The sequence below is a fragment of the Streptomyces sp. NPDC047072 genome (assembly GCF_040643855.1).
GTDB lineage: Bacteria > Actinomycetota > Actinomycetes > Streptomycetales > Streptomycetaceae > Streptomyces.
In genome coordinates this window covers 23,032-49,375 of sequence record NZ_JBEYVC010000044.1, presented here as the reverse complement: position 1 = coordinate 49,375, position 26,344 = coordinate 23,032, and the positions used below count along the sequence as shown (strand labels likewise).

Sequence of the window (26,344 nt, the reverse complement as noted above, 5' to 3'; positions counted from 1 at the left end):
GTGGTGATCCGACTCACAGCGCGTCGTCGATCAGGCCCGGTCCGACTCCTCCTCCGCGGCTTCCTGGTCGGACTCCTCCGCCAGCGCCGCGTCCAGGCGCGCCCGCGCCCCGTCCAGCCAGCGTCGGCACACCTTCGCCAGCTCCTCGCCGCGCTCCCAGAGCGCGAGGGACTCCTCCAAGGTCGTGCCGCCCGCCTCCAGCCGCCGTACGACCTCGATCAGTTCGTCCCGCGCCTGCTCGTAGCCGAGCGCCTCTTCCGCCACCTTGCTGGTCATCCGCCCACCCTATGCATCGACACTGACACTGAACTCGCCCTCGGCGACCCGCGCCCGCAGGGTCTCCGCCGCCGTCACCTCGTCCGGCGCCCGCACCACCTGTCCGTCCGCCTTCTGGAGCACGGCGTACCCGCGCTGAAGGGTCGCGGCGGGGGAGAGGGCCACCACGCGTGCGTGCGTGTGCGACAGCTCGGAGTCGGCGCGGTCGAGGAGGTGGCCGAGGGTGCGGCGGCCCCGGTCGGTCAGGGAGGCCACATGGTCGGCGCGCTCGTCGATCATGCGGTGCGGGTCCTCTATCGACGGCCGCGCGAGCGCGTGCGCCAGGCCCCGCTCCTCCCGCTGGAGGAAGGACTCCACGCAGCGCCGCGCGCGGTCCCTGAGGGCCCGCACCCGCTCGTACTCCTCCCCGACGTCCGGTACGACCTTCTTCGCCGCGTCCGTGGGCGTGGAGGCCCGCAGGTCGGCCACGTAGTCCAGCAGCGGGGTGTCCGGCTCGTGCCCGATCGCCGAGACCACGGGGGTACGGCAGGAGGCGACCGCGCGCACCAACTGCTCGTCGGAGAACGGCAGAAGGTCCTCCACGCTGCCGCCGCCGCGCGCCACGATGATCACGTCCACGTCGTCGAGCGCGTCGAGTTCCTTGACCGCCTGCACGACCTGCGGCACGGCGTGCACCCCCTGCACCGGGACGTTGCGCACCTCGAAGCGGACGGCCGGCCAGCGGTGCCGGGCGTTCTCCAGGACGTCCCGCTCGGCGGCCGAGGCGCGCCCGCACACCAGCCCGATCAGCTGCGGCAGGAACGGCAGCGGCTTCTTGCGCTCCGCCGCGAACAGCCCCTCCGCGGCGAGCGACTTCTTCAGCTGCTCCAGGCGCGCCAGCAGCTCACCGACGCCGACCGGCCTTATCTCGGTGGCGCGCAGCGAGAGCTGGCCCCGCGGCGCGTACCACTCCGGTTTCGCCAGGACGACGACCCGCGCGCCCTCGCTCACCACGTCGGCGACGTCGTCGAAGACCTGCCGGAAGCAGGTCACGCTCACGGAGATGTCGTACGACGGGTCGCGCAGCGTGAGGAACACGACGCCGGCGCCCGGGCGCCGGGAGAGCTGGGTGATCTGCCCCTCGACCCAGACGGCGCCGAGGCGGTCGATCCAGCCGCCGATGAGCCGCGAGACCTCGCCGACGGGCAGCGGGGTCTCGGGCGAGGTGTTCATAGCCATGCCGCGAGCGTAACGGCCGGGTGTGACAACGCACCGTCACCGGCCGTGACTAGGAGGAGACTTCCGGCCTCGCGCGCTGTCCCGCCAGCACCAGCAGCCCCACGACGCACCACACCGCGCCCACCACCTGCGCCGTCCGCGACGCCTCCACGATCACCGCCACCGTGATCGCCGCGCCCGCGACCGGCACCAGCACGTGCCGCCACCACACCACGGGTCCGCCCCGGCGCCGTACCGCGAACCAGCCCACCACGCTCGCGTGCAACAGCGTGAAGGCGGTCAGCGCGCCGATGTCGACCACCGAGACCAGGTGGTCCATGCCGTCGTCCCGGCGGGCCGCCCACACCGCCGCGACCAGGGTGATGACGGCCGCGCAGAGCAGCGCCACGCGCGGGACGCCCGAGTCCGTCCTGGAGAGCGCTCTGGGCAGCCGCCGGTCACGGCCCATCGCGAACAGCAGCCGTCCGGCCGCGGCCTGTCCGGCGAGCGCCGCGAAGGCCGCGCCGATCGCCTTGCTCACCGCCACCAGATCGTGCAGCCAGGTGCCGACCGAGGCGTCCACGGCGTCGTAGAACGCGGTGCCCTGCCGGCCAGGGTCCGCCGCGAACTCGGCGGACGTCGTCGGTTCCAGGAGCGCCACCAGATAGGTCTGCCCCACGAACAGCACACCGGCGAGCGCCAGACAGAACAGCACCGCGCGGGCGACCTTCCGCGAGCCGCCCGTCACCTCCTCGGCGAAGGAGGCGATCGCGTCGAAGCCGAGATACGACAGGACGGCCACCGACACCGCCCCGAGCACCGCCGACAGCGCGAACGCGCCCTGGGTGCCGTCCCCGGTGAAGGGCGACAGCCAGCCGCGTTCGGCGCCGTCGCGCGCGAGGACGACGAGCGCGGACACGGTGAAGACCAGCAGGACGGCGATCTCCATCGCCAGCACCAGGAAACCGACCCGGGCCGCCGCCCGGACGCCCCACAGGTTCAGCAGGGTCGTCACGACCACCGCGAGCGCCGTCCACACCCAGCGGGAGACCTCGGGGACCAGGGAGTTCATCGCGATGCCGGAGAACAGGTACGCCACGGCCGGGATGAGGAGGTAGTCCAGCATCGCCATCCAGCCCGCGACGAACCCAGCCTCCCTGCCGAGCCCCACGCGCGCGTAGGCGAACACCGACCCCGCCTGGGGGACGACTCGCACCATTTGTGCGTAACTGAACGCGGTGAACGCCATCGCCACCGTGGCGACCACGTAGACGAGCGCGACCGCCCCGTGCGACTTGGCGTCCAGGGTGCCGTAGACGCCGACGGGCGCCATGGGCGCGATGAACAGCAGCCCGTAGACGACGAGGTCCCGGAAACCCAGGCTGCGCCGCAGGTCGCCGTGGTCCTCGACGGCCGTGGGATCCGCCGTGCCGGTACCGGACATCTCGCCTCCGCCTGTCCCTCGCCCGTCCCACCCCTCACATCCGAGTTCCAGTCTTCCCGGGACGGTCACCGGCACGCGATCTTTGGCCCCCCGAACGCGGCCTTACGATGGGACACATGACTGCTTCGTCTGGCCGCCGTGTCCTGCTCGCCGCCCCCCGGGGCTACTGCGCGGGTGTGGACCGCGCCGTGATCGCCGTCGAGAAAGCCCTGGAGCAGTACGGCGCTCCGGTGTACGTCCGGCACGAGATCGTCCACAACAAGTACGTCGTCCAGACCCTGGAGAAGAAGGGGGCCATCTTCGTCGAGCGGACGGAGGAGGTCCCCGAGGGGAACATCGTGATGTTCTCCGCGCACGGCGTCGCGCCCGTCGTCCACGAGGAGGCCGCGCGCGGCAGGCTCGCCACCATCGACGCGACCTGCCCGCTGGTCACCAAGGTCCACAAGGAAGCCGTGCGCTTCGCCAACGAGGACTACGACATCCTCCTGATCGGGCACGAGGGCCACGAGGAGGTCATCGGCACCTCCGGCGAGGCCCCCGACCACATCCAGCTCGTCGACGGTCCGGCTGATGTCGCCAAGGTCGAGGTCCGGGACCCGTCGAAGATCGTCTGGCTCTCCCAGACCACCCTCAGCGTCGACGAGACCATGGAGACCGTCGACGCCCTCAAGGAGAAGTTCCCGCAGCTCATCTCCCCGCCCAGCGACGACATCTGCTACGCCACACAGAACCGTCAGCTCGCGGTCAAGCAGATGGGCGCCGAGGCCGAGCTGGTCATCGTGGTGGGCTCCAAGAACTCCTCCAACTCCGTGCGGCTCGTCGAGGTCGCCAAGCTCGCCGGCGCCCGCGAGGCGTATCTGGTGGACTTCGCGTCCGAGATCGACGAGGCCTGGCTGGAGGGCGTCACCACGGTCGGCGTGACCTCGGGCGCGTCCGTGCCGGAGGTGCTGGTCGAGGACGTCCTGGAGTGGCTGGCGCAGCGCGGCTACGGCGACGTCGAGCTGGTGAAGGCGGCCGAGGAGTCCATCACCTTCTCGCTCCCGAAGGAACTGCGCCGGGACCTGCGCGAGGAGGCGGCGGCGCTGATCGCGGAGCGCACGGGGACCTCCGGGGAGTGACCTGGGCTGCGGCCGTCTCTCCGGGTGCGACCGGAGCGGTGGGCGTCTCGCTGTGGGCCCCTCGGGGAGTGACTGTCAGTCGTCCGTCGTAACGTAGGGCCATGCAGATCTTCGGTGTGGACATCGGCGGTTCAGGGATCAAGGGCGCCCCGGTGGACCTCGACAAGGGCGACCTCGCCCAGGAGCGCCACAAGGTGCTGACCCCGCAGCCCTCGACGCCCGACGCGGTGGCCGACGGCGTGAAGGAGGTCGTCGACCACTTCGGGTGGACGGGCCCGGTCGGGGTCACCTTCCCGGGCGTGGTCACCGGCGGATCGACGATCCGTACGGCGGCCAACGTCGACAAGGGCTGGGTCGACGTGGACGCGCGCGTGCTGCTCGGCGAGCGCCTCGGCGGCCTGCCGGTGACGGTGGTCAACGACGCCGACGCGGCGGGCGTCGCCGAGGTGAACTTCGGCGCGGGCAAGGACCGCAAGGGCACCGTCATCCTGCTGACCTTCGGCACCGGCATCGGCAGCGCCGTCTTCGTCGACGGCGTCCTGGTCCCCAACACCGAGCTGGGCCACCTGGAACTGCACGGCCACGACGCGGAGAAGCGCGCCTCCAGCAAGGCCCGCGAGGACGAGGACCTCACCTGGGAGCACTGGGCCCGCCGCGTCCAGAAGTACCTCGCCCATGTAGAGATGCTGTTCTCGCCCGAGCTGTTCATCATCGGCGGCGGGGTCAGCCGCAAGTCCCCGAAGTTCCTGCCGCTCATCGAGGGCATCGAGGCGGAGATCGTCCCGGCGCAGCTTCAGAACAACGCGGGGATCGTGGGGGCGGCGATGAGAGCGGTGCAGGGGTAGTTCTGGCTGGGGCTGGGGCTGGGGCTGGGGCTGGGGCTGGGGCTGGGGCTGGGGCTCAGCGGGAGCGGCGGCGGATCATGCGGATCCTGCGCGCCAGCGCGATGAGGCCGGCGAGCAGGGTGCCGCCGTAGAGCCAGCCGGCCTGTGTGGCGAGGGCGGTGAACAGGCCCATCAGGCGGCCCGAGGTCCCGCCGCCGTTCTCCGCGACGGGCACGAGGCCGACGGCGAAGGCGATCGGCACCACGACCGGCGCCGTGAGCAGGTCGGCCCGCCGGATCCACACCGCCGTCAACACGCTCACCGGCACGAACAGCACGCCGTACGCCGTGAGCGACGAGCCGAACAGCAGTGAGTCGAGGAAGCCGAGCGCGCACATCAGCGCCGTGCAGAACAGCCCGCCGCCGAGCCCGGTGAGCCGCGGGTTGGGCAGCTGCCGCAGGGTCCGGACCACGGGAGGCGCGGGGCGGCGGGCGAGAGAGGTACGGCCGCCGCGGGCCTGTGCGGGCAGGGGCGCTCCCGGGGTACCGCGTCGCGTTCCGTCGTACGGGGATCGCGTCCTGTGTTGCTCCATTGGACCAACTTAGGTCGGTTTATGTGGTGAATCGCTGCTCGGACACGCCGAGGGGCGGACCTTGGCCAAGCGTTCGAACGGGGCGCCGGAGGGGGACGCGGCACGCCGTAGACTGGTGGATCGGCCCCCAGCGCCGGATTCGGGCCCCGGGGCCCGCCCGACCGCCCAGGTCTCACCTCACGCCTCCTCACGTACGGGAAGTCGCAACGTGTCGCTCACGATCGGAATCGTCGGTCTGCCGAATGTCGGCAAGTCGACCCTGTTCAACGCCCTGACCAAGAACGACGTGCTGGCGGCCAACTACCCGTTCGCCACGATCGAGCCGAACGTCGGCGTCGTGGGAGTTCCCGACCCGCGCCTCGCGAAACTGGCCGAGATCTTCTCCTCGCAGCGGATCCTCCCGGCGACGGTCGACTTCGTGGACATCGCGGGCATCGTGCGCGGCGCGTCCGAGGGCGAGGGCCTGGGCAACAAGTTCCTCGCGAACATCCGTGAGTCCGACGCGATCTGCCAGGTCATCCGGGCCTTCAAGGACGAGAACGTCGTCCATGTCGACGGCAAGGTCTCGCCCAAGGACGACATCGAGACGATCAACACCGAGCTGATCCTCGCCGACCTGCAGACCATCGAGAAGGTCCTGCCGCGGCTCCAGAAGGAGTCGCGGATCAAGAAGGACGTGGCGCCCAAGGTGGCGGCGGTCGAGGCGGCGAAGGAGATCCTGGAGAAGGGCGACACCCTCTTCTCGGCGGGCATCGTGCAGGGCTCCGGCAACGAGGAACTCCTCCACGACCTGCACCTCCTCACCACCAAGCCCTTCCTCTACGTCTTCAACGTCGACGAGGACGAGCTGGTCGACGAGGACTTCAAGGCCGAACAGCGCGCCCTGGTCGCCCCCGCCGAGGCGATCTTCCTCAACGCCAAGCTGGAGGCGGACCTCGCGGAGCTGGACGAGGAGGACGCGATGGAGCTGCTGGAGTCGGTGGGCGCGGAGGAGCCGGGCCTGGCCACCCTCGCCCGGGTCGGCTTCAACACCCTCGGCCTGCAGACGTACCTCACGGCCGGCCCCAAGGAATCCCGCGCCTGGACCATCAAGAGGGGTGCGACGGCCCCCGAGGCGGCCGGCGTCATCCACACGGACTTCCAGAAGGGCTTCATCAAGGCCGAGGTCATCTCCTTCGCCGACCTGATCGAAACGGGCTCGGTCACCGAGGCCCGCGCGAAGGGCAAGGCCCGGATGGAGGGCAAGGAGTACGTCATGCAGGACGGGGATGTGGTGGAGTTCCGCTTCAACGTGTAGCGGCTGACATATCACCACGTCGCTGATCTGGCAAACATGCAGGTCAGGGAGGGCTCGGCTCTTCGGGGTCGGGCCCCTTGTTTTTCCCGTGCTGGGATGGTGCTGGGATAGCTGACCCCTCGTCACCTGTCATCACCCCTGCTCATCCCTACCGTGCTGGGATCGTGCTGGGATGGGATGAGAAGCCCGTGCTGGGTTTCGCGCAGCGATCTCCCGATGCGACAAGAGGGCGGGTGGGGCTCCATCCGTACAGCCTCTTCACGACTCCGGGGCCCGTGCAGATTCGACCCGTGGCGCTTTTCCTACTCGTTTGACACACTCGGGGTATGGGTGAGACGACGTACAGCATCGGGGAAGGCCCGGCGACGCGGGTGAGCCTGTCGCTGCCGGAGGGGACTGCGGAGGCGATCCGGGCGCGGGTGGGGAAGCGGGAGTTCTCCGCGTTCATCGCCGAGGCGGTCGAGCGTGAGCTGCGCGGGCAGGTCCTGGACGAGTACCTGGCGGACTACGAGAGCCGCAAGGGGCCGGTCTCCGAGCCGGTTCGTCAGCGGGCGCGGCAGGTCTTCGACGAGGTGTTCGCCGAGGAGGCCGAGTGGCCCGCCGCAGGCTGAGTCACGAGGGGACGCTGGTCCTAGACAGCGAGGGACTCTCGAAGCTGCTCGCCGACGACGAGCAGGTGGTGGCTCTGATCGCTGAGGCGCGCTCGCGCGGCATGGAGGTCGTGATCAGTGCGCTCACCATCATCGAAGTCGTCCACGTCCGTACGAACAAGTCCCGCCTGAGCTGGGTGCTTTCCGGGCTGCGGGTCGTCCCGGTCGGTGACGAGGAGGCGAGGGCGGCCTCGAAGTTGCTGATGAATGCCGGGTTGCACGGGCACAAGTACGCGATCGATGCGGCCGTTGCCGAAGCTGCGCTGCGACAGCACCGCCCCGTGGTCATTCTGACTTCCGATATTGACGACATGGCCAAGCTGTGCGGTGAGAGGGTCCGGCTTGTGGCGGTGTGATTTCCCTGGTCCGCTTTCTGCCTTTCGATGGCTGCTCAGTGAGTGGCGGCGGAGTTACCAGTGTTCGGCGGCTCACCGGTTTCGGTAACCGGCGATCCGCCGCTACATTGCCGCTCTTCCGCCAATTGGTGAATTCCGTAGGGCGCGGGCGGAGCCAAGGCTCAGTAGGAGCGGGGTCCGTAGGGGCTCCAGTGGCCGAGGAAGGGCTTGAGGTCGTCGCCGCTGGGCTTCGGCGGGTTGGGCAGTTTCGGCGCTGAGACCGATTCGGTGAGGTGTTGGAGGTGCGCGTCCGCGAACGCGAGCCACTCCTCGATCTCGGTCTGCTCCTGCCCGGGCGGCAGTGATGTGGCGTGGTCGCGTACTGCTGCGATGTATTCGGTCAGGCGGCTGGCCTGGTACCAGGCGTCTGCCTGTTCTCCGAGGTGTTTGACGCGGTAGGCGTGGGCGTAGGTGGCGCGGGCTTCCTGCATGGCGGCTTCCCAGCGCTTTTGCTGTACCTCTCTGGCTTGCTGGTCTGCAAGGCGTTTACGTTCCGCGGCTTCGCCGCGGAGGCCGACCTCTTGCACGATCTCGGCGAGTTGTTCTTCCAGAGGCCGGTCGGGGAGGTCGGTCCATTCGCTGGCGCGGTGCGGGCTGCCGCCGCGGAGCATGAAACGCAGGCGGCTGGAGGGGGTGTAGTCGAAGCGGGCGATGCGCATCCATGAGTGCTTCTTGGCGTCGGCGAGTTCCTTGTCAGTGGGAATGTGTTCGCTGCGGTCCTGTTCTTGAAGGATGAGGAATCCGACACTTTCGCCTTGGGCGGTGATGGTGAAGTGCGGTGGCGCCTTACGGCGCCGATGGGGTGGGGGAGCGCCTTGTGTGGTTCCGAGCGCTGCCTTGTGGCCTTGTGCTTCGGTGGCGGTGATGAGGGTCTGGATGATGCGCAGGGCTCGGCCCTGGAGGGGTTTGGTCAGGCCCATGGGCTGCGGCTGCTTTTGGAGGGCGGCCACGACGGCATGGGGTTTGGTGAGTCTGGCCGGCACATGGAGCGGGGTGAGTTCCGCGAGGCGCCAGGCAGGGATGTCGACCAGCTTGATTTCGTAGCCGCGGTGGGTGCGGTATCCGTAGAGTTCCTGCGTGTGGGGGATCTTGCCGGACTTGCGGGCGGCGTTGACCCGTGACGCCCAATTCACCGCGTGCGGGCCGGATTCGAGGGGCTTGATGAGACAACCACCGTTCGCAGCCAGTTCTTCGAGCAGTTGGTCCGCATAGTTCTTACGGGCCTTCGGCACGGCTCTGGGGTGCGGCGGTGCCGGTTTTCGGGCGGGCCGTTCCGGCGGTCGGGTGCTCTGCTCCACGGGGCGGATGCCGCGCTTGGTGAGATGCTGCCGCCCTTTCTCGGTGAGGTGGGCGCTCCAATGCCCGCGGCGCTTGGTGATTATGATGAGCCCTCGGTTCTGCAGGGCCTGTCCGCTGGTCTTGTACGTGCTGTCCGGCCAGACTCCGTCGGGACATCCCTGGCCCACCCAGTCGAGTACGGCCTGCTGCCGCTCGTTGAGGTCCTGGTGCATGTAGCCTCCCGCCGTTCCTGAGTGCGCTGCCCCGGAAGCAATGCCCGCTGCCTCTCGGGGAATTCAGGGCGGGCTGAGAGGATCCCTCGTTCGGATGAGAGGTACTGGAAGGCGCGTTTACGGCGAGAACAGTTCTTCCTGGTGTTGATGCGAAACGGCTTGGGTTCAGAGTCGTTGATCGGGTCTTGAGTGAACTGACTTGGGGTGCGGTGTGCACGGCGCTTCTTGCCGTCGGCGCAGGAGATTTTGCGAATCCGGGTGGTGCGGTGAGGGTCGAGGGCCCGGCGGCTCTCCTGGCCGAAGAGAGGAAGGCGTTGGGGGTGACGCTGTTCCGATGACGCATCATGTGGAGTGCATCGCGATCCTTGAACCGGCCGTAAAGGGCTCCTGACCTGCGGTTTTGTGTGTGCGCATTATGTTCGATGTGCGTGTTTCGGGCGATATCTTGACGCTCATTTGACGCTTGTTCTGATGGGGTGTCAGGTGCCTTGGGGGGGGCAGGTCAGAGTATGTAGGAGGGTAGGCGAGGCGGCTTCGGCCCGTCCCCCTATATCGCCATGCAATACGTCCGAGCCGCGCATGCCCGAGCCACTGTGATCTGCCGCGGACCGGTGGTGGATGAGTGTGAATATCTACGCAGTTCACCCCCACCCCTGCGAAGAAAGGAGAGGTCCTGGTCGTTCATAACTGGACAATCGAACAAGGGCGGCCGCGTATTCGTCGTGATCTGACAGTGGTTACTCCGTCAGGTTGCCCCTGCTCATTCGTTCGGGCCCTCACGTCATTCGGGCGTTGGGCGCCGGGACAGGCGGACTTCCTCGATGTCGAGTTGCCGCTGCACCTGGCGCAGCACGGTGTCGTCGATCTCGTGGTTGTCGCGTAGGCGCAGCATGGTGGCGCGTTTGCGGGCGAGCATGGCCAGGCGCAGGGCGGTGTACTGCCGGTCGTGGCGCAGGGTGTCCTCGTCGTCGGTCTCGCCGCCGCCTGCGCGCAGGACTTGAAGGTGGGTCTCGTATTCCTGCCGTGTGCGCTCGACGACGTCGGAATGGGTGCCGAGTTCGGCGGCCACGTCGTCGAGTGCCTTGATCGCGTCTTCGGTGGCGGTGGTCTCGGCGAGGAAGCGTTCATCTCGCACGGAGGTGTCGTGGGGCAGGCGGGCCCAGCGGATCACGGCCGGGAGCAGGAGGCCCTGCACGACGAGCGTGGTGACGATGACTCCGGAGGTGACGAAGACGATGGTGTCCCGTCCGGGGAAGGGCGCGCCGGAGTCCACGGTGGCCGGTACGGACAGAGCGACCGCCAGCGATACCGCTCCCCGGAAGCCCGACAGGGCACTGACGACGCGGTGGTGGTAGGTCATGCGGCGCAGCCGTTGCTGTGGGCGGCGGTCCAGCAGGCGGATGAGATAGGGCACGGTGAAGAGGAACGCGAAGCGGGCGGCGACAACGACCGCCGAGACCGTACCGACGGCGATCAGGGCCTTGTTCAGATCGGTACCGGTCAGGCCGCGCACGGCCGACTGCGCCTCCAAGCCGACGAGGACGAAGAGGGAGCCGTTGAGCAGGAAGGTGGCCAGCGACCAGACTTCTTCCGCCTGGCGGCGGGTGGCGGCCCGTACCATGCGCGGCCCGGCCTGACTCATGATCAGTCCGGCGACGACGACGGCCAGGACGCCGGAGGCGTGGACGAGTTCCGCGAGCAGGAAGGCGACGAACGGGGTCAGGATCGCGGCCACGTTGCCGAGCAGCGGGTTGTCGAAGACGCGGCGCAGGCGAATGCTCAGCCATGCGGTCAGTGCTCCGGCGGCGGCGCCTCCCAGATAGGACACGAGGAACAGCCAGCCGACGTGCGGGATGGTGAGGTGTTCCTCGCCGACGGTGATGCCGACGGCGAGGCCGTAGACGACGAGGGCGGTACCGTCGTTGATCAGGCTCTCGGCCCGCAGCAGGGTGACGTTGCGGCGTGGCAGCGCCCTCGCGAGGACACCGACGGCGGTGGCATCGGTGGGGGCCACGGCCGCACCGAGCACCCAGGCCGGACCCCAGGGCAGTCCCAGCTCGTGTGCCACGACGGCGACGGCGCCGGCGGTGCCGATGACCAGCACGGTGCTGAGCAGCACGATGCCGCGCAGGTCCCGGCGGATCTCTCGCAGTGAGGTGGTCAGGCTCTCCCAGTACAGCAGGACGGGCAGGAAGAGCAGCAGGACCGCCTCGGGCGGCAGGTGTACGTGGCGCAGGGCGGGGACGAAGCCCACCAGGGCACCGATGATCAGCAGCAGGACCGGCGGGGCGACCTTCACGCGCTGGCCGATGATTTCGGCCAGCAGGACCGCCAGTCCGAGGACCACGACCAGTTCGAGACCGAGCACCGTATGCCTCCGGGTGGATCAGAAATCGACGACGTTCGCGTCTATGGGGTGGTGAGGGTGGAGGTGTCGATGACGAAGCGGTAGCGGACGTCGGAAGCGAGGACGCGGTCGTACGCCTCGTTGATCTTCTCCGCCGGAATCACCTCGACTTCGGCGCCCACCCCGTGCTCGGCGCAGAAGTCCAGCATTTCCTGGGTGGTGCGGATGCCACCGATGACCGAGCCCGCGAAAGCGCGCTGGTTGCGAACCAGGCTGGAGCGGTCCAGGGAGAACTTCGGGGTGGCGCCGACGATGGCCAGGGTGCCGTTGACGGTCAGCAGTGAGAGGTAGGCGTCGACGTCCAGTTCGGCGCTGACCGTGTTGACGATCAGGTCGAGGGTGCCGGCCAGCTGCTCGAAAGTAGCCGGGTCGTTGGTGGCGTAGTAGTGGTCGGCTCCCAGGTGCAGGCCGTCATCCTTCTTGACGAGGGTGCGGGACAGGACGGTCACCTCGGCGCCCATCGCCTTGGCGAGCTTGACGGCCACGTGGCCGAGGCCGCCGAGCCCGATGACGCCGACCTTCTTGCCGGGCCCCGCGCCCCAGCGGGTGAGCGGAGAGTACGTCGTGACGCCCGCGCACAGCAGCGGGGCCGCCTCGTCGAGACCGATGCCCTCGGGGATCCGCAGGACGAAGTCCTCATCGACGACCACGTGGGTGGAGTAGCCGCCCTGGGTGAGCGTGCCGTCCCGGTCGATGGAGCCGTAGGTGAGCACGGTGCCCTGGGTGCAGTACTGCTCCTCTCCGGCGCGGCAAGGCGCGCACTGGCGGCAGGAGTTGACCATGCAGCCGACTCCGACGCGGTCGCCGACGGCATACCTGTTGACCTCCGGGCCGACTTCGGCGACGACGCCGGCGATCTCGTGGCCGGGGACGACCGGGTAGTCCTTCCCTCCCCAGTCGCCGCGCACCCAGTGGATGTCGGTGTGGCAGATGCCGCAGTACTTGATGTCGATCAGGACGTCCCGAGAGCCGAGGTCCCGACGCTCCACGGTTGCCGGGGCGAGGGGCTCGGTGGGTGAGGTGGCCGCATACGCGGGGACGCTCAGCATGGCCATGTCCGTTCGGGTTGGGTGCGGTTGACTGGCGGGATGTCAGAGCTGCTTGCGGGCGGCGGGCTTCAGCAGTAGGGCGCCTGCCAGCGCGACCGCGAGCAGCAGAGCCGTGGAGATCAAGAGGCTGACTCGCATCCCGTGCAGGACACCGCTGCGAGTGATCAGTACGCCGTAGACGGCCACGGCCAGGGCGCCGCCCATCTGCCGGAACGTGTTGAGTACGCCGCTCGCCGTTCCGGCGCGTTCGGCCGGGACGCTGTCCAGGAGTACGGCGGTCAGTGAGGGCACGGCGAGGGCGCCGCCGGCGCCGACAGGGACCATGAGCAGGCTCATCAGCCAGGTCGCGGTCGATGCGGGTACGGCACACAGCACGACCAGGCCGACGGCCATGAGGAACAGGCCGCCCGCGAGCGGTACCCGGACCCCGAAGCGCCGCGCCGCGCGGGCGGCGACGAGGTTCATGAACGCGGTCACGATCGTCATCGGCAGAAAGGCGAGGCCCGTACCGAGCGAGGTGAGGCCGCGCTCTTCCTGGAAGTAGAGGCTGAGGAGGAAGACCAGCCCGTAGAAGCCGACCGTGAAGGCGAATCCGCCGAGGAGAGGGATCACCACGGTGCGGGAGCGGAACAGGTTCAGCGGCACCATCGGGTGCCGGCCGCGCGCCTGTGCCGTGAGAAACACCGCGAGGGCAAGCACCGCCAACCCCAAGGCCACCAGCACGCGGGCCGTCGCGAACCCGTCGGCACCGGCCTCGATCACGCCGTAGGTCAGGCCGCCCATGGCCACGACGGCGGTGATCTGTCCGGTCCAGTCGAGCGGTGCCTCCTGGCGCGGGGAGCGGGCGATCCGGGAGAAGAGGAAGAGCGCCAGAACGCCGACCGGCAGGTTGATGAAGAAGATGGCCCGCCAGCTGAGTTCGGTCAGGAACCCGCCCGCGACGGGGCCGGCCGCGGAGGCGACAGCGCCGCCCATCGCCCAGATCGAGATGGCCCGGGCCCGCTTCGCCTGGTCGGGATACGCCTCGCGGATCAGCGCCATGGACGCCGGCAGCATCAGCGCGGCTCCCAGCCCCTGCACCAGCCGTGCCGCGACGAGCGCGGCGAGACTGGGAGCGAGTCCGCAGGCGGCCGAGGCGGCGATGAACAGTGCGAACCCCGCGCCGTACGCCTGGCGGGCACCTATGCGGTCGGCCAGGGAACCGGAGGAGAGCAGCAGGGCGGCGAACATCAGGGTGTAGCCGTCCATCACCCACTGAAGTCCGGTCACTCCGCCGCCGAGGTCGTCGCGGATGGTGGGCAGCGCCACGTTGACGACAAGTGCGTCGAGGGTGATGACGAAGAAGCCGACGACCGCGGCCGTCAGGGCGGCGGCAGGAGAACCGCTGCCCCGCCGTGAATCTGGCTCGACAGGTTGCGGTCTGGCCGGGGTGGCAGGGAGGGACATGCGGGGACGCTCCTGCGGTCGCGGGGGTGGACGTGGGCGTGGTGGTGTGCCCCGTACGGGGAGGCTGACGGGGGATCTGCTCCCCGTACGGGGCGGTCTGCGGGGCCGGGTTTCGGATCAGCCCAGCGTCGAGGTGTCGATGACGAAGCGGTAGCGGACATCGGACGCGAGGACCCGCTCGTACGCTTCGTTGATCTTGTCGGCGGAGATGACCTCGACCTCGGCGCCGATGGCGTGCTCGGCGCAGAAGTCGAGCATTTCCTGTGTCTCGCGGATGCCGCCGATGAGGGAGCCGGCGAAGGTGCGGCCCTGCATGATCAGCGAGAACACGCTGAGAGACAGCGGCTCGGCCGGGGCACCGACATTGACCATCGTGCCGCCGACGGCGAGGAGACCGAGGTAGGCGTCCAGGTCGAGCTTGGCGCTGACCGTGTTGACGACCAGGTCGAAGGTGCCCGCCAGCTGCTCGAACGTGGCCGGGTCGCTGGTGGCGTGGTAGTGGTCGGCGCCCAGGCGCAGGCCGTCGTCCATCTTCTTCAGCGACTGCGACAGGACGGTGACCTCGGCGCCCATGGCATGGGCGAACTTGACAGCCATGTGGCCGAGGCCGCCCAGGCCGACGATGGCGACCTTCTTGCCGGGGCCGGCGCCGAAGCGGTGCAGCGGCGAGAAGGTGGTGATGCCCGCGCACAGCAGCGGGGCCGCCTCGTCCAGGCCGATGCCCTCGGGGAGACGGACCACGAAGTCGTCGTTGACCACGACATGGGTCGAGTAGCCGCCCTGGGTGAGGGTGCCGTCGGCGTCGAGAGAGCCGAAGGTGAGGGTGTTGCCGTTCTGGCAGTACTGCTCCTCGCCGCGCTTGCAGGGCTCGCACTCGCGGCAGGAGTCGACCATGCAGCCGACGCCGACACGGTCCGCGACGGCGTACTTGGTGACCTCGGAGCCGACCTGGGTGACGATGCCGGCGATCTCGTGGCCGGGGACGACCGGGTAGGTCGTCGGGCCCCATTCACTGCGTGCGTGGTGGATGTCGGAGTGGCAGATGCCCGCGTACTTGATGTCGATCAGTACATCGTGCGGGCCGACGTCACGGCGCTCGATGGTCGTGGGGGTGAGCGGTGCGGTTGCGGACGTCGCGGCGTAGGCGTTGACGGTGAACACGGTTTCTCCTGTGAGGGTTGGGTCGGTGCTTCTCAGGCCCGAGGCACGAGCTGCATCGTGGTGGAGCTCGCCTCAGGGCTGGTGATGGCCTGGATGATGTGGGCGGCGTAGTGGCCGTACTTGGAGCGGTAGGCGGCGTCGACCACGTCGTTGGTCTCCTCGTCGGCGTCGACGAAGGTGACGTCCTTGGTCACGCCTCCGGCCTGGATCCGGCCCTCCTGGCGCACGCGGGTGCTGCGGTACCAGTCGGAGCCGGGGCCGTTGACTGAACGGACGTAGATGTCGTCGCCGAGGCGTACGACCCAGATGGTCCGTCGGCTGCTGAGGGTGTCGTCGCGCCGCAGTGAGGCGATCTCCAGTTCCTCGGCGTGGCCGATGCGGTCGAGTTCGTCGTCTGTCCAGGTCGTCGTGGTGGTCATGCGGCCGCCTCCCTTTCGAGGTGCTTGGCGGGGGTGGGCTGGGCAGCGGCGCCTGGCCTGAGCAGCACGCTCGTGGCCGCGGTGGCGAGAACCAGCGCGGCGGCGGACAGCAGGCTGGCGTGCATGCCGTGGACGAAGCCGGCGTGGCGGGCGGTCAGGGCGCCGAAGACGGCGACGGCCAGGGCGCCGCCGACCTGGCGGGAGGCGTTGAGGACGCCGCTCGCGGTGCCGGCGCGTTCGGCCGGGACCCGGTCCAGCAGCAGGGCGGTCAGGGCCGGGACGGCCAGCGAGCCTCCTGCGCCGACCGGGATCATCAGCAGGACCATCAGCCAGGTCGGCGCCGATGCCGGTACCAGGCCCAGGACCAGCAGTCCGGCGGCCATCGTCAGCTGCCCGGTGACCACTGGCATCCGCTGGCCGAACCGGGCGGCGAACCAGGCCGCGCTGGGGCTGATGAAGGCGGTCAGCAGCGTCATCGGCAAAAACGCCATGCCGGTCGCGAGCGAGGACAGGCCCCGGGTCTGCTGGAGGTAGAGGCTGAGCAGGAAGACCATGCCGTAGAAGCCGACGTTCAGGGAGAAGCCCACGCCTGCCGAGACGAGCATCGTCCGGGCCCGCAGCAGCGGCAGCGGCACCATCGGGTGCCTGCCGCGGTCCTGCGTCACAAGGAACAGGGCACCGGCGAGCGCGGCGACACCGAAGGCGATCAGCACCCGGGGCGCGGTGAAGCCGGACGCCCCGGCCTCGATGGCTCCGTAGGTCAGGCCGCCCATCGCCGCGACCGCGCTGACCTGGCCCGCCCAGTCGAACCCGGTGCCGGCTCGACGCGGCGAGGGTGTGGTCCGCGTGAGCAGGAGGAGCGCCAGCACGCCGACCGGGAGGTTGACGAAGAAGATCATCCGCCAGTCGACCAGGCTCAGGACGCCACCGGCCACGGGACCGGCCGCTGCGCCGACAGAGCCGCCCATCGCCCAGACCGAGATCGCCCGGGCACGCCGGGCCGGATCCGGGTACGCCTCGCGGAGCAGGGCCAGCGATGCGGGCACGATCACCGCAGCGCCCGCGCCCTGCACCAGGCGGGCGCCGATCAGCACCCCGAGGTTCGGTGCGAAGCCGCAGGCGGCGGAGGCCGCGACGAACACCGCGAGTCCGACGCCGAACGCCCGGCGGGCTCCGACGCGGTCGGTGATCGAGCCTGCGGACAGCAGGAGCGCGGCGAACATGAGGGTGTAGCCGTCCACCACCCACTGCAGCCCCGTGATGCCGCCCCCGAAGCCGCGGCCGATCTCCGGCAGCGCGACGTTGACGATCAGGGCGTCCAGCGTCATCACGAAGAAGCCCAGCAGCGCAGCCACCAGCGCCCATCCAGCCCCTTGAGGCCGGGCTGCGCTCCCGGTGTGCGGGGCCGAGGCGAGGGATGAGGACACGTGCAGGTCTCCTGATGAAACGGAACGGGGAGGGTCTTCGGATGCCGACGGGCGGTGTTCCGAGGTCAGCGGTTGGACAACTGCATGGACTGCTCGTCCAGGCGCTCACCGGCAGCCGGGGCGAGGCTGCTGAGCTTCGCGATCTGCTCGGTGGTGAGTTCCACGGTGTCGGCCGCGGCGTTGTCCTCCAGGTGTACGACCCGCTTGGTGCCCGGGATGGGGGCGATGTCGTCGCCCTGCGCGAGCAGCCAGGCCAGCGCCACCTGGGCAGGGCTGGCGCCCACCTCGTCGGCGACGGCCTTGACCTCGTCCGCGATCCGCAGGTTCTTCTCGAAGTTGCCGGGCTGGAACCGGGGGTTGTTCCTGCGGAAGTCGTCGTCGGCGAACCAGTCGGTCGAGCGGATCGCGCCGGTCAGGAAGCCGTGTCCGAGCGGCGACCAGGGGACGAAGCCGATGCCCAGCTCGCGGGTCGTCGGCAGGATCTCGGCCTCGGGATCACGCGACCACAGCGAGTACTCGGTCTGCAGGGCGGTGATGGGGTGCACGGCGTGAGCGCGGCGGATGGTGGCGGGCGCGGCCTCGGACAGGCCGATGTAGCGGATCTTGCCCTCGGCGACCAGCTCGGCGAGCGTGCCGACCGTGTCCTCGATCGGGGTGTCCGGGTCGACGCGGTGCTGGTAGTAGAGGTCGATGTGGTCGGTGTCCAGCCGCTTCAGGGACCCTTCGACGGCGACGCGGATGCTGGCGGGGCTGCTGTCGAGACCTTCACGGCCCGTGTGCGAGACGAAACCGAACTTGGACGCCAGGACCACCTGGTCGCGGCGGCCCTTGAGGGCCTTGGCGACGAACTCCTCGTTGGTGAAGGGGCCGTACACCTCGGCGGTGTCGATGTGGGTGATGCCCAGGTCGATGGCCCGGTGGACGGTGCGGATGCCCTCGGCCTCGTCGGTGTCCTTGCCGGTGTAGAAGGCGTTCATGGGCATCGCGCCCAGACCGATCCGGGAGACTTCCAGCTCGCCGAGCCTGATGTGCTTCATGGTGGTGCTCCGTTCGACGTGCGGGGTGCCCAGTCGCGGCACAACTCCCGCACCACCCACTCTTCGTGCCGGAGCGCTTCGGTGGCAGGCCGCATGGTGCCGGGGAGCGGTGTTCGGGGGAGTGACAGGGCCCCTCAGATGCCTCCCACGCAGGTCACGGTGTGTCCACACTGGAGTGCATGACACGTGAGACCCCCTCCGACGAGGGCACCGAGCTGGGGCGCTTCCTGCGCGCCCGCCGCGCCCGGCTGACCCCTGGCGAGGCCGGGCTCGCGGCAGGTTCCGGGATACGGCGCACCCCCGGGCTGCGCCGCGAGGAACTGGCCACCCTCGCCGGCATCAGCGTCGACTACTACGTCCGCCTCGAACGCGGCAGGGAAACCCGGCCCAGCGCCAGTGTCGTGGACGCCCTCGCCCGCGCCCTGCGCCTGGAGGAAGACGAACACGATCACCTGCGTACCCTCGCCGCACGCGCCGGCCGCGGTACCCCTGAACAGCCGACCACGCCGTCGAGGACGGTACGGCCAGGTGTGAAGCTGCTGGTGGAGGGCCTGCGGCCGTACCCCGCGCACGTGCTCAGCCGCACGACGGACCTGCTCGCCCACAACCCGGGCGGACTGCGGCTGTTGGCCGGTATGGACAGCTGGCCGGTCAAGGAGCGCAACATCGCCCGCTACGCCTTCCTCCACCCCGTCGCCCCCGACCTCTTCGACGACTGGGGCAACCAGGTACGCGGCTGCGTCGCCCGCCTGCGCACCCTGGCGGGAACCGACCCCGACGCCCCCGACCTCACCCGACTGGCCGGTGAACTCCTCGTCAAAAGCCGGGACTTCGCCCGACTGTGGGAGCGCTACGACGTCAGGGGCCGTTCCCACGGCCGCAAGACCTTCCACCACCCCGAGGTCGGCGACCTCACCCTCGGCTACCAGTCCATGGAACTGGAGGGCACACCCGGCCAGCGCCTGGTCACCTACTACGCCGAGCCGGGCACACCGGAGTACGACGCCCTCGTCCTCCTGGACATCCTCGGCTCGCAGACGTCAGCAGCCGGCGCGGCGAAGGCGGAGCATCACCTGTGAGCACTCCTCCCGCCCCCACCGATCACGACGAGGTCATCAGGGCCTTCCGCGCGTACCTCCAAGCGATGACGGACGGCGACACCGGCACTCTCGACGATCTGCTGGACAGCGGCTTCACCCTGACGCACATCACCGGGTACGTGCAGCCGAAGGTGGAGTGGTTCGCGCAGATGCGCGCCGGACAGTTCGTCTACCACGCGATCCGCGAGAATGACGTGACTGTGGAGACCGAAGGAGATGCCGCCCGTCTCGTAGGACGGGTCGTGGCAGACGCCACCGTGTACGGCACACACGCCGACTGGCGGCTGCGCCTGACCATCGACTACGCATGGCAGGGCGATGCCTGGACTGCGCACCGGGCAGTCGCCACCACCTGGTGACACCTGTCCTGCCCCGCCTGGCAGCGGTGTTCCAGGGTGTGACACGGCCCCCCACACGGCTGCCACCCTCCTCACGCGGCTGCCACACTGGGGCGTATGGCACCTGAGCACCACAAAAGCAGGAACACCGGCAGTGAACTGGGGAGCTTCCTGCGGGCCCGCCGTGCCCGGGTCACCCCCTCCGACGTGGGCCTCCCCGAGGGAGCCGGCCTGCGCCGCACTCCGGGCCTGCGCCGGGAGGAACTGGCCACTCTGGCCGGAGTGAGCATCGACTACTACACGCGGCTGGAGCGCGGCCGGGAGACCCACCCCAGCCCCTCCGTCCTCGATGCACTCAGCGCCGCGCTGCTGCTGGGAGACGCGGAAGTGAGGCATCTGCGCGAACTGGCTGCGTGCGCCGCCCGCGGTGCGGCGGCGGCACCGCCGGCCGACGTGCTCGCGCGGACCGTGGACCCGGGGCTTCAGCTGCTGCTCGACAGCATGCGCCCCTACCCCGCGCACATCGTCAGCCGCACGATGGACCTGATCGCCACCAACCCCGGCGGGCTGCGGCTGATGGCCGGTCTGGAGGACTGGCCGCAGGGACAGCGCAACATCGTGCGCTACGTCTTCCTCCACCCGACCGCCCGCGTCCTCTTCGACGACTGGGAGAACCAGATCCGCGGCTGCGTCGCCCGCCTGCGCGCCCTCTCCGGCATCGAACCGGACGCCCCCGACCTGACCGACCTCGTCGAGGAACTCCTCGCCAAGAGCCCGGACTTCGTCCGGCTGTGGGAGCGCTACGACGTCAAGGGCCACAGCCACGGCACCAAGACGTTCCACCACCCCGAGGCCGGCACCTTCACCTTCGGCTATCACTCGCTCCAGCCGGACGGGACCAGTGGTCAGCGCCTGGTCGCCTACCACGTGGCCCCCGGAACACCGGAGTACGACGTGATGGTCCGGCTCGACCGCGAGCCTGTCCCGGCCGGCTGAGAACAGGACGAGTAACTCGGGCTTCTTTCCCGAGTGTGACACCAGCGCCCCTGCGGAACGAGACCCGCAGGGGCTTTGAGTGCCGAGCCGCGCGCTACGGCTTGATGAGCACCTTCAGGGCCTCCCGGTCGGCCATGGCGCGGTAGCCGTCGGGTGTCTCGTCGAGGCCGACGGTGCGGTCGAAGACACGGCCCGGCTCGATACGGCCCTCCAGGACGTCCGGGAGCAGCTCCTCGATGTAGGCGCGGGCCGGGGCGACCCCGCCGGTGAGGGTGATGTTGTTCATGAACTCCGGGAATCCCAGGGGGACTTCACCGTACTGCGGGGCGCCGACCCGGCTGATGGTGCCGCCGGGGCGGACCGCGCCGATCGACATGTGCAGGGCGGGCAGGGTGCCGACGCATTCGAGCACGGTGTGGGTACCGTGGCCACCGGTCAGTTCGCGGACCCGCTCGACGCCTTCGTCGCCGCGCTCGGCCACGACGTCGGTGGCGCCGAAGTCCCGGCCCAGGTCGGTGCGGTCCTTGTGCCGGCCCATCAGGATGATCCGCTCGGCGCCGAGCCGCTTGGCCGCGAGGACGGCGGACAGGCCGACCGCGCCGTCGCCGACGACCGTGACGGTCGTACGGGGCCCGACGCCCGCGGTGACCGCGCAGTGGTGGCCGGTGCAGAACACGTCGGACAGGGTGAGCAGCGAGGGCAGCAGGGCGGAGTCCTCCGCGACCGGCAGTTTGACCAGCGTGCCCTGGGCCTGCGGGACGCGTACCGCCTCGCCCTGGCCGCCGTCGATGCCGTCGCGTGCCCACAGACCGCCGTGCAGACAGGAGGTGTGCAGGCCCTCGCGACAGAACTCGCAGGTGTTGTCCGACCAGACGAACGGCGCGACCACGAGGTCACCGCGCTTGAGCGTGGACACCTCCGAGCCGGTGTCCTCGACGACGCCGAGGAACTCGTGGCCCATGCGCGAGCCGTGCTCCTCCGCAGGCATCGATCCGTAGGGCCACAGGTCGCTGCCGCAGACGCAGGAGCGCAGCACGCGCACGACCGCGTCGGTGGGCTGCTGGATCTTCGGGTCCGGCACGTTCTCGACGCGGACGTCGCCGGCGCCGTACATCAGTGTTGCTCGCATGATCTTCTTCCGGTTCGGGGGGATGAGAGGGGGTGTCGGAAGGGGGTGTCAGCGGGTGCGGCTGCGGGGCGCGCCGTACTCGGCGTCGTCGACCTTCTCCAGCCAGGTGGTCTCCGGGCCGCCGTCCGGGCCGGTGCCCTCCCACAGAGCCAGATGGGTCATGAAGTGGTCGGCGGTGGCGCCGTGCCAGTGCTCCTCGCCCGGCGGGGTGTGGACCGTGTCGCCGGGGTGCGCTTCGATGACCGTGCCGTCGCGGGTGCCGATCAGGGCGGTGCCGGAGACGATGTGCAGGGTCTGGCCCCTGGCGTGGGAATGCCAGTCGGTGCGGGCGCACGGGGAGAAGCGCACCATGTTGGCGCGCATCCGGGACGGCTCCTCGCCGGCGTAGATCACGTCGAACCAGACGTCGCCGGTGAACCAGTCGGCGGGTGCCTTGGCGGTGGGCGGGTGCTTGAGCAGTTCCATGGTTGTCTTCCGGGGGTCTTTCCCGGGTTTTTCCGGGTGGGGGGAGCGTGCGCAGGCCGGGCCGGATCAGCTGGGTGTGGTCGGGCTCTCGACGATGGCCTTGAGCTGGGTGATGGCGCTCATGGCGCTGGGCCATCCGGCGTAGAACGCCAGGTGAGTGATGGCCTCGGCCAGCTCTTCCCTGGTCAGGCCGTTGTCCAGGGCGCGACGCAGGTGCGAGCCGAGCTGTTCGTTGCGGTACAGGGCCACCAGCGCGGTGACGGTGATCAGGCTCCGGTCGCGCGGGGACAACTCCTCGCGGGCCCACACGTCGCCGAACAGCACGTCGTCGGTCAGCTCGACGAGCTTCGGAGCGGTGTCGCCGATCAGCGCCTGCGCGGGGGTCTGATTCTCTGCCATGGGCAGGTGTGCTGCCTTTCAGGATGGTGTCGGGGCTGTCTGGCGATTGCAGAAGCCGGGGTGAGGGTGCCCGTCGGCCGGCCGCCTGGTCAGGCGCCGGCGAGGGCCCTGACGGCGTCGAGGTCGTCGCGGACACGTTGCGGCTCCTGCGACAGCGGCATGTTGTCCTCGTCTCGGACCGCGTCCAGGGCGCCGGGCGCGTCCTGCTCCAGCGCGGCGAACAGCGGACCCAGGTCGCGCGGGGCGGGGCCGTGTTCCGCTACGAGTTCGAAGGTGCGGGTTACGGCCTCGGGAGCCGTGAGTGCCTGCACCAGAACCTGGGCGATGTCCTCGCGGGCGATGACACCGTCGGACGGTGAGCCCGAGCGCCGGGTGTCTCCCTGGAGGAAGACCGGGCGGCGCTCGTCGGGGGCGTTCATGTCGAACCAGCCCGGACGCACGATCGTGTAAGGCAGACCGCTGGCGCGCACGAGCCGTTCCGAGCGGCGCTTCCAGTCGAGCAGGTGGTCGTACGCGCTGCCGCGCGCGGTGACACCGATGGCGGTCATCAACACGATGCGGGGCCGCTGCCCGGACAGGGCGGCGAGGACGTTGCGGACTCCGGCGTAGTCGACGTTCTCCGGCGAGGAGTGCGCGCCACCGTGGGATCCGAGTGTCAGGACGACGGCGTCGACGCCGGCCAGAGCCTGCGGAAGTGTCTCGGGCCGCGTGACGTCGCCTACGGCGAGCTGCGCCTCGGCGGGAAGCCGGTGGCGGGCGGTCCCGGCGTCGCGTACCAGGGCACGAGTGGTGTGCCCGCGCGCGATCGACTCGGCCACGACGAGGCGTCCGATGCTGCCGGTCGCGCCGACGACCAGGACGGTGAGGGGTGCGTTGGTCATGGGTCTTTCTGCCTTCAGGGGATGGTCAGTTCGCCGGTACGCAGGGCAGCGGTCACGCCGCCGTCCATGAGGAGATCGGCGCCGGTGATGAAGCCGGCCTGGCGGCCGAGGAGGAAGGCGGCCGCGTCCGCGACCTCGTCGGGCGTGCCGAAACGGCCGGCCGCCGACACCTTCCGCACCTGCTCGAACCACTCCTTGCGGGGCCCGGACAGCTCGTCCAGGGCGAGGGGCGTGATGATGACGCCCGGGCTGACGGCGTTGATACGGCCGCCCCGCCTGCCCCACGCGACCGCGGCGGTCTGCACGCGCAGCGAGTTGGCCCGCTTGGACAGCGCGTAGGCGTGGACGGTGGTGCCGACCTGATCGGCTTGCAGGAAGGGCAGTTCCAGCAGTTTCGAGGTCTCGGTGGTTGCGAGCGCGTGCTCGATCTCGGGCGCGTAAGGGCTCTCGCGGTGCCCGGCCATGCTGGCGATCACGATGCCGGCGCCACCGGGTGCGATGACGCGGGCGAACGCGTCCAGGACCATCGCGGTGCCCACCAGGTCGACGTGCAGGATCCGCTCGATGCTCGCCTGAGTGGGGGAAACACCGGCGGTGTGGATGACCTGGGCGACCGGGCCGAGGGCGGCGGCCGCGTCGGCCAGTGCCTCGACCGCGTCGTGGTCGGAGACGTCGGTGACCCGGGTCGTGACGTCGTGCCCTTCGCCCCGCAGCCGGTCGGCGGCGGCCTCGGCCGCTTTCTCGCTGTAGTCGGCCAGCAGCACGGTGCGGCCCGCGCCGACGTGGCGGGCGATGGCGAGGCCGATGCTGCCGGAGCCAATGACAACGACGACTTCCTTCGTTTCCTCGCTCATGTTTCCTGCCCTTTCTCTCGACGTCCTCACCGTTCACCGCAGGCCACGGCCGATGCGAATCCCTGCAAGTCACGGAATCGGTAGCGAAGACAAGAAGCCGGATCGAAAGGTCGCCGCCACCGCACGAGTCCAGCCTGCGGGAATGGTGGTCAAGGTGGCAGGCTGTGTGGTGCCGGGGAGTGTCGTTCGGGGGAGTGACAGGGCCCCCCTCTTGGCTGGCAGGCGGGTCCTCGGCCCACAGGCTGGAGAACATGGCTGATCCGCAGCTCGGCCTCGGAGTTTCCAGAGGCCCGCGGAGCAGACGGCTGCAGCGGTGGAGACGGCCCTGCGCACCGGCTACCGGCACATCGACACTGCCGCGGCCTATTCCGACGAACGGGAGGTCGGCGAAGGACTGCGACGCTCCGGAATGGACCTGGGCGAGGTGGCATCGGGACGAAGTTCTGGGACACCGACCACGGGTTCGACGAGACGTTGCACGCGCTCGAGAGGAGCACCCGCAAGCTAGGCGTCGGTCAACTCGACCTGCTGCGCCTGCACCAGCCGGTGCACGACAGCTCGTGGCCGCTCACCGGGGGTGGAGCGTTGTATGAGGAGGACGTGTTCAGGCGTCGCTCCGACCGTGAACCAGGTCGAGATGCGCCCCTACTTCAGAAAGTGCGACTTGCTGACGCGTGGGCGCTCTAATTAGAAGGCGCCTGCTCCATCCGCTGAGCTATGCAGGCTGACCTGCGACAACACAGAAGCTTCTGGCTATGTCCCACCAAACCGTGGGGGGATGCGGGATCGGTGGATGCTCGCGCGGGCCCCGAGGTCTGGACGTACATTCTGGACGGCGGCCAGGCGGCGGAGCTGGCCGTCGGCGTCTTGGAAGACCGCGAGCGAGCGCGGGCGCTGTGCTGCTCTGCGAGGTTCGGCGCGGTAGCACGAGCCTGATGTGGCGTGTGTAGAAGTTCCGCAGACTTCAGGCACGTTCGGGCGCTGCCGGGTAGCGTTGGCGACCTTGGGCCTTCTTGCACTTTGTCGCGGATCCCGTGCTGGGATGGTGCTGGGATGTGCCCGCATTTCCGCAGGTCAGAGCCTTGTGATGGAGTTCCGCTTCAACGTGTAGCGGTTGACACACCACCACGTCGCTCATCTGGCAAACATGCAGGTCAGAGAGGGTCCGACTCTTCGGGGTCGGGCCTTGGTTTTTTCCGTGCTGGGATCGGTCTTCTTCGCGACTCTGGGGTGCTGTGCGGGTTCGGGCGTGGCACTTTTCCTACTCGTTTGACACACTCGGGGCATGGGTGACACGACATACGGCATCGGGGAAGGCCCGGCGACGCGCGACCTTGTACACGTCGAGTCGCGGGGTGAACGGGTATCCGTGGCTGACGTCGGGCATCGCCAGGGCCGCCCGGCGGGCGGTGTCCTGGAGCCGGTCGCCGGCCGTGCTCATCGGGGCGCCCGCGTGCCGGTGCCGTAGGTGTGCGGGTCGACCGGCCGCTCGGCCCGGGGGAGTCGGGCGACGACGAGCAGGTAGGAGTCGGTGACGAGTTCCCTGACGAGCTTCTTGTCGACGCCTTCCCCGCCCTCCAAGGTGATCCAGTGCTTCTTGTTCATGTGGTAGCCGGGGGTGATGTGGCGGTACTGCTCCCGCAGGGCGTGGGCCTCGTCCGGGTCCGCCTTGAGGATCACGACGGGGCGCCCCGGGACCTCGGTCATCAGCATGAACACCTTGCCGCGCACCTTGTAGACCTCCCAGTCAGGGCCGAAGGGCTGCTCCAGCTGTGCTCCGGGAAGTTCCTCCGCGCAGTCGGCGGCGGTCTTGTGCAGGGTCGGTCCGTTCATGGGTGGTGAACCTCTCCGGGGGGTGGGCGCGCCGCGCGGGCGCGGCGGCGGGTCCCATCCTTCCGTCGGAGCCGACCGCACAGGGGGTAGGCTGCGGAC

General features: G+C 69.6%; 28 protein-coding genes. 9 read left to right on the top strand and 19 right to left on the bottom strand.

All coding sequences use genetic code 11. The annotated features are described in order from the left end of the window. Window positions 1-30: 30 nt before the first annotated feature. The 3 genes from ABZ896_RS20755 to ABZ896_RS20745 are packed head-to-tail and all read right to left on the bottom strand — an operon-like array spanning window position 31 to window position 2,917. Window positions 31-276, bottom strand: a complete 246-nt coding sequence (locus ABZ896_RS20755) for an exodeoxyribonuclease VII small subunit (RefSeq protein ID WP_360930807.1) — start codon at window positions 274-276, stop codon at window positions 31-33. 9 nt (window positions 277-285) lie between these two features. Then, a complete protein-coding gene (gene xseA / locus ABZ896_RS20750) occupies window positions 286-1,494 on the bottom strand; it encodes an exodeoxyribonuclease VII large subunit (protein WP_360930805.1) in 1,209 nt (402 codons plus the stop codon). A gap of 49 nt (window positions 1,495-1,543) precedes the next feature. Then, window positions 1,544-2,917 (bottom strand): APC family permease, encoded by a 1,374-nt coding sequence (locus ABZ896_RS20745; RefSeq protein ID WP_360930802.1) that lies wholly within the window; start codon window positions 2,915-2,917, stop codon window positions 1,544-1,546. 107 nt (window positions 2,918-3,024) lie between these two features. On the opposite strand from ABZ896_RS20745, the gene ABZ896_RS20740 reads away from it, so the two are divergent. Both ABZ896_RS20740 and ppgK read left to right on the top strand, forming a co-directional pair. After that, window positions 3,025-4,035 carry a 4-hydroxy-3-methylbut-2-enyl diphosphate reductase gene (locus ABZ896_RS20740; protein WP_360930800.1) on the top strand — a complete coding sequence of 337 codons (1,011 nt, stop codon included), beginning with the start codon at window positions 3,025-3,027 and terminating at the stop codon, window positions 4,033-4,035. A gap of 101 nt (window positions 4,036-4,136) precedes the next feature. Beyond that, window positions 4,137-4,880: a polyphosphate--glucose phosphotransferase gene (gene ppgK, locus ABZ896_RS20735; RefSeq protein WP_360930797.1), complete on the top strand. Its 744-nt coding sequence runs from the start codon at window positions 4,137-4,139 to the stop codon at window positions 4,878-4,880. A gap of 55 nt (window positions 4,881-4,935) precedes the next feature. Here ppgK and ABZ896_RS20730 read toward each other — a convergent pair whose 3' ends face one another. Continuing rightward, window positions 4,936-5,451 (bottom strand): DUF6542 domain-containing protein, encoded by a 516-nt coding sequence (locus tag ABZ896_RS20730; protein WP_360930794.1) that lies wholly within the window; start codon window positions 5,449-5,451, stop codon window positions 4,936-4,938. Window positions 5,452-5,659: 208 nt separating this feature from the next. On the opposite strand from ABZ896_RS20730, the gene ychF reads away from it, so the two are divergent. From ychF to ABZ896_RS20715, 3 genes are all read left to right on the top strand, one after another. Then, on the top strand, window positions 5,660-6,748 hold the full coding sequence (ychF, locus tag ABZ896_RS20725; protein WP_360930791.1) for a redox-regulated ATPase YchF: 1,089 nt from the start codon (window positions 5,660-5,662) through the stop codon (window positions 6,746-6,748). A gap of 326 nt (window positions 6,749-7,074) precedes the next feature. After that, window positions 7,075-7,359 carry a hypothetical protein gene (locus tag ABZ896_RS20720; RefSeq protein ID WP_360930788.1) on the top strand — a complete coding sequence of 95 codons (285 nt, stop codon included), beginning with the start codon at window positions 7,075-7,077 and terminating at the stop codon, window positions 7,357-7,359. Beyond that, on the top strand, window positions 7,341-7,754 hold the full coding sequence (locus tag ABZ896_RS20715) for a PIN domain-containing protein (protein ID WP_360930786.1): 414 nt from the start codon (window positions 7,341-7,343) through the stop codon (window positions 7,752-7,754). Before ABZ896_RS20720 ends, ABZ896_RS20715 begins: the two co-directional genes overlap by 19 nt. 161 nt (window positions 7,755-7,915) lie before the next feature. Here the strand turns inward: ABZ896_RS20715 and ABZ896_RS20710 are convergent, their stop codons facing one another. The 8 genes from ABZ896_RS20710 to ABZ896_RS20675 all read right to left on the bottom strand — a co-directional run bounded on the left by ABZ896_RS20710 (window position 7,916) and on the right by ABZ896_RS20675 (window position 18,250). Further along, complete coding sequence (locus ABZ896_RS20710; protein WP_360930783.1) at window positions 7,916-9,304, bottom strand: hypothetical protein; 1,389 nt, start codon at window positions 9,302-9,304, stop codon at window positions 7,916-7,918. A gap of 781 nt (window positions 9,305-10,085) precedes the next feature. Next, a complete protein-coding gene (locus ABZ896_RS20705) occupies window positions 10,086-11,672 on the bottom strand; it encodes a Na+/H+ antiporter (protein ID WP_360930780.1) in 1,587 nt (528 codons plus the stop codon). 41 nt (window positions 11,673-11,713) lie between these two features. Continuing rightward, the gene (locus ABZ896_RS20700; protein WP_360930777.1) at window positions 11,714-12,760 is read right to left on the bottom strand and encodes an NAD(P)-dependent alcohol dehydrogenase; all 1,047 of its coding nucleotides are present in this window, start codon (window positions 12,758-12,760) and stop codon (window positions 11,714-11,716) included. A gap of 42 nt (window positions 12,761-12,802) precedes the next feature. Then, window positions 12,803-14,206, bottom strand: coding sequence for an MFS transporter (locus ABZ896_RS20695; protein ID WP_360930774.1), 1,404 nt, complete (start codon window positions 14,204-14,206; stop codon window positions 12,803-12,805). A gap of 117 nt (window positions 14,207-14,323) precedes the next feature. Then, window positions 14,324-15,367, bottom strand: coding sequence for an NAD(P)-dependent alcohol dehydrogenase (locus ABZ896_RS20690; RefSeq protein WP_360930771.1), 1,044 nt, complete (start codon window positions 15,365-15,367; stop codon window positions 14,324-14,326). 32 nt (window positions 15,368-15,399) lie between these two features. Then, on the bottom strand, window positions 15,400-15,786 hold the full coding sequence (locus ABZ896_RS20685) for a DUF2255 family protein (RefSeq protein WP_360930768.1): 387 nt from the start codon (window positions 15,784-15,786) through the stop codon (window positions 15,400-15,402). Continuing rightward, window positions 15,783-17,213, bottom strand: coding sequence for an MFS transporter (locus tag ABZ896_RS20680; RefSeq protein WP_360930765.1), 1,431 nt, complete (start codon window positions 17,211-17,213; stop codon window positions 15,783-15,785). The genes ABZ896_RS20685 and ABZ896_RS20680 overlap by 4 nt, the downstream gene beginning before the upstream one ends. A 65-nt stretch (window positions 17,214-17,278) precedes the next feature. Next, entirely contained in the window at window positions 17,279-18,250 is a 972-nt protein-coding gene (locus ABZ896_RS20675; RefSeq protein ID WP_360930762.1) for an aldo/keto reductase, read from the bottom strand. Window positions 18,251-18,429: 179 nt separating this feature from the next. On the opposite strand from ABZ896_RS20675, the gene ABZ896_RS20670 reads away from it, so the two are divergent. The 3 genes from ABZ896_RS20670 to ABZ896_RS20660 all read left to right on the top strand — a co-directional run bounded on the left by ABZ896_RS20670 (window position 18,430) and on the right by ABZ896_RS20660 (window position 20,684). Further along, a complete protein-coding gene (locus tag ABZ896_RS20670; RefSeq protein WP_360930759.1) occupies window positions 18,430-19,329 on the top strand; it encodes a helix-turn-helix transcriptional regulator in 900 nt (299 codons plus the stop codon). Continuing rightward, window positions 19,326-19,709, top strand: a complete 384-nt coding sequence (locus tag ABZ896_RS20665; protein WP_360930756.1) for a nuclear transport factor 2 family protein — start codon at window positions 19,326-19,328, stop codon at window positions 19,707-19,709. Before ABZ896_RS20670 ends, ABZ896_RS20665 begins: the two co-directional genes overlap by 4 nt. A gap of 96 nt (window positions 19,710-19,805) precedes the next feature. Further along, window positions 19,806-20,684: a helix-turn-helix transcriptional regulator gene (locus tag ABZ896_RS20660; protein ID WP_360930753.1), complete on the top strand. Its 879-nt coding sequence runs from the start codon at window positions 19,806-19,808 to the stop codon at window positions 20,682-20,684. Between the two features lie 94 nt (window positions 20,685-20,778). Here the strand turns inward: ABZ896_RS20660 and ABZ896_RS20655 are convergent, their stop codons facing one another. The 5 genes from ABZ896_RS20655 to ABZ896_RS20635 form a co-directional block, all read right to left on the bottom strand. Beyond that, a complete protein-coding gene (locus ABZ896_RS20655) occupies window positions 20,779-21,813 on the bottom strand; it encodes a zinc-dependent alcohol dehydrogenase family protein (protein ID WP_360930750.1) in 1,035 nt (344 codons plus the stop codon). A 48-nt stretch (window positions 21,814-21,861) separates the two neighbouring features. After that, window positions 21,862-22,278, bottom strand: a complete 417-nt coding sequence (locus ABZ896_RS20650) for a cupin domain-containing protein (protein WP_360930747.1) — start codon at window positions 22,276-22,278, stop codon at window positions 21,862-21,864. Between the two features lie 66 nt (window positions 22,279-22,344). Beyond that, a complete protein-coding gene (locus ABZ896_RS20645; RefSeq protein ID WP_360930744.1) occupies window positions 22,345-22,677 on the bottom strand; it encodes a carboxymuconolactone decarboxylase family protein in 333 nt (110 codons plus the stop codon). A gap of 89 nt (window positions 22,678-22,766) precedes the next feature. Then, on the bottom strand, window positions 22,767-23,558 hold the full coding sequence (locus ABZ896_RS20640; RefSeq protein WP_360930742.1) for an SDR family oxidoreductase: 792 nt from the start codon (window positions 23,556-23,558) through the stop codon (window positions 22,767-22,769). Between the two features lie 14 nt (window positions 23,559-23,572). Beyond that, entirely contained in the window at window positions 23,573-24,412 is an 840-nt protein-coding gene (locus ABZ896_RS20635) for an SDR family oxidoreductase (RefSeq protein ID WP_360930738.1), read from the bottom strand. Window positions 24,413-24,725: 313 nt separating this feature from the next. Between ABZ896_RS20635 and ABZ896_RS20630 the strand changes: the two genes are divergently transcribed. Next, the gene (locus ABZ896_RS20630) at window positions 24,726-24,920 is read left to right on the top strand and encodes a hypothetical protein (RefSeq protein ID WP_360930735.1); all 195 of its coding nucleotides are present in this window, start codon (window positions 24,726-24,728) and stop codon (window positions 24,918-24,920) included. A gap of 753 nt (window positions 24,921-25,673) precedes the next feature. On the opposite strand, the gene ABZ896_RS20625 is transcribed toward ABZ896_RS20630, so the two are convergent. Together ABZ896_RS20625 and ABZ896_RS20620 are read right to left on the bottom strand one after the other, a co-directional pair. Beyond that, window positions 25,674-25,853 carry a hypothetical protein gene (locus ABZ896_RS20625; RefSeq protein ID WP_360930732.1) on the bottom strand — a complete coding sequence of 60 codons (180 nt, stop codon included), beginning with the start codon at window positions 25,851-25,853 and terminating at the stop codon, window positions 25,674-25,676. Further along, the gene (locus tag ABZ896_RS20620) at window positions 25,850-26,245 is read right to left on the bottom strand and encodes an MmcQ/YjbR family DNA-binding protein (RefSeq protein ID WP_360930729.1); all 396 of its coding nucleotides are present in this window, start codon (window positions 26,243-26,245) and stop codon (window positions 25,850-25,852) included. The genes ABZ896_RS20625 and ABZ896_RS20620 overlap by 4 nt, the downstream gene beginning before the upstream one ends. Window positions 26,246-26,344 lie beyond the last annotated feature (99 nt).

Coding starts and splice junctions, on each gene's coding strand:
- ABZ896_RS20720 (WP_360930788.1), top strand. CDS start 7,075: ATGGGTGAGACGACGTACAGCATCGGGGAAGGCCCGGCGACGCGGGTG.
- ABZ896_RS20660 (WP_360930753.1), top strand. CDS start 19,806: ATGGCACCTGAGCACCACAAAAGCAGGAACACCGGCAGTGAACTGGGG.
- ABZ896_RS20635 (WP_360930738.1), bottom strand. CDS start 24,412: ATGAGCGAGGAAACGAAGGAAGTCGTCGTTGTCATTGGCTCCGGCAGC.
- ABZ896_RS20640 (WP_360930742.1), bottom strand. CDS start 23,558: ATGACCAACGCACCCCTCACCGTCCTGGTCGTCGGCGCGACCGGCAGC.
- ABZ896_RS20625 (WP_360930732.1), bottom strand. CDS start 25,853: ATGAGCACGGCCGGCGACCGGCTCCAGGACACCGCCCGCCGGGCGGCC.
- ABZ896_RS20740 (WP_360930800.1), top strand. CDS start 3,025: ATGGGACACATGACTGCTTCGTCTGGCCGCCGTGTCCTGCTCGCCGCC.
- ABZ896_RS20655 (WP_360930750.1), bottom strand. CDS start 21,813: ATGCGAGCAACACTGATGTACGGCGCCGGCGACGTCCGCGTCGAGAAC.
- ABZ896_RS20620 (WP_360930729.1), bottom strand. CDS start 26,245: ATGAACGGACCGACCCTGCACAAGACCGCCGCCGACTGCGCGGAGGAA.
- ABZ896_RS20755 (WP_360930807.1), bottom strand. CDS start 276: ATGACCAGCAAGGTGGCGGAAGAGGCGCTCGGCTACGAGCAGGCGCGG.
- ABZ896_RS20650 (WP_360930747.1), bottom strand. CDS start 22,278: ATGGAACTGCTCAAGCACCCGCCCACCGCCAAGGCACCCGCCGACTGG.
- ABZ896_RS20645 (WP_360930744.1), bottom strand. CDS start 22,677: ATGGCAGAGAATCAGACCCCCGCGCAGGCGCTGATCGGCGACACCGCT.
- ABZ896_RS20685 (WP_360930768.1), bottom strand. CDS start 15,786: ATGACCACCACGACGACCTGGACAGACGACGAACTCGACCGCATCGGC.
- ABZ896_RS20670 (WP_360930759.1), top strand. CDS start 18,430: ATGACACGTGAGACCCCCTCCGACGAGGGCACCGAGCTGGGGCGCTTC.
- xseA (WP_360930805.1), bottom strand. CDS start 1,494: ATGGCTATGAACACCTCGCCCGAGACCCCGCTGCCCGTCGGCGAGGTC.
- ABZ896_RS20710 (WP_360930783.1), bottom strand. CDS start 9,304: ATGCACCAGGACCTCAACGAGCGGCAGCAGGCCGTACTCGACTGGGTG.
- ABZ896_RS20745 (WP_360930802.1), bottom strand. CDS start 2,917: ATGTCCGGTACCGGCACGGCGGATCCCACGGCCGTCGAGGACCACGGC.
- ABZ896_RS20675 (WP_360930762.1), bottom strand. CDS start 18,250: ATGAAGCACATCAGGCTCGGCGAGCTGGAAGTCTCCCGGATCGGTCTG.
- ABZ896_RS20730 (WP_360930794.1), bottom strand. CDS start 5,451: ATGGAGCAACACAGGACGCGATCCCCGTACGACGGAACGCGACGCGGT.
- ppgK (WP_360930797.1), top strand. CDS start 4,137: ATGCAGATCTTCGGTGTGGACATCGGCGGTTCAGGGATCAAGGGCGCC.
- ABZ896_RS20695 (WP_360930774.1), bottom strand. CDS start 14,206: ATGTCCCTCCCTGCCACCCCGGCCAGACCGCAACCTGTCGAGCCAGAT.
- ABZ896_RS20700 (WP_360930777.1), bottom strand. CDS start 12,760: ATGCTGAGCGTCCCCGCGTATGCGGCCACCTCACCCACCGAGCCCCTC.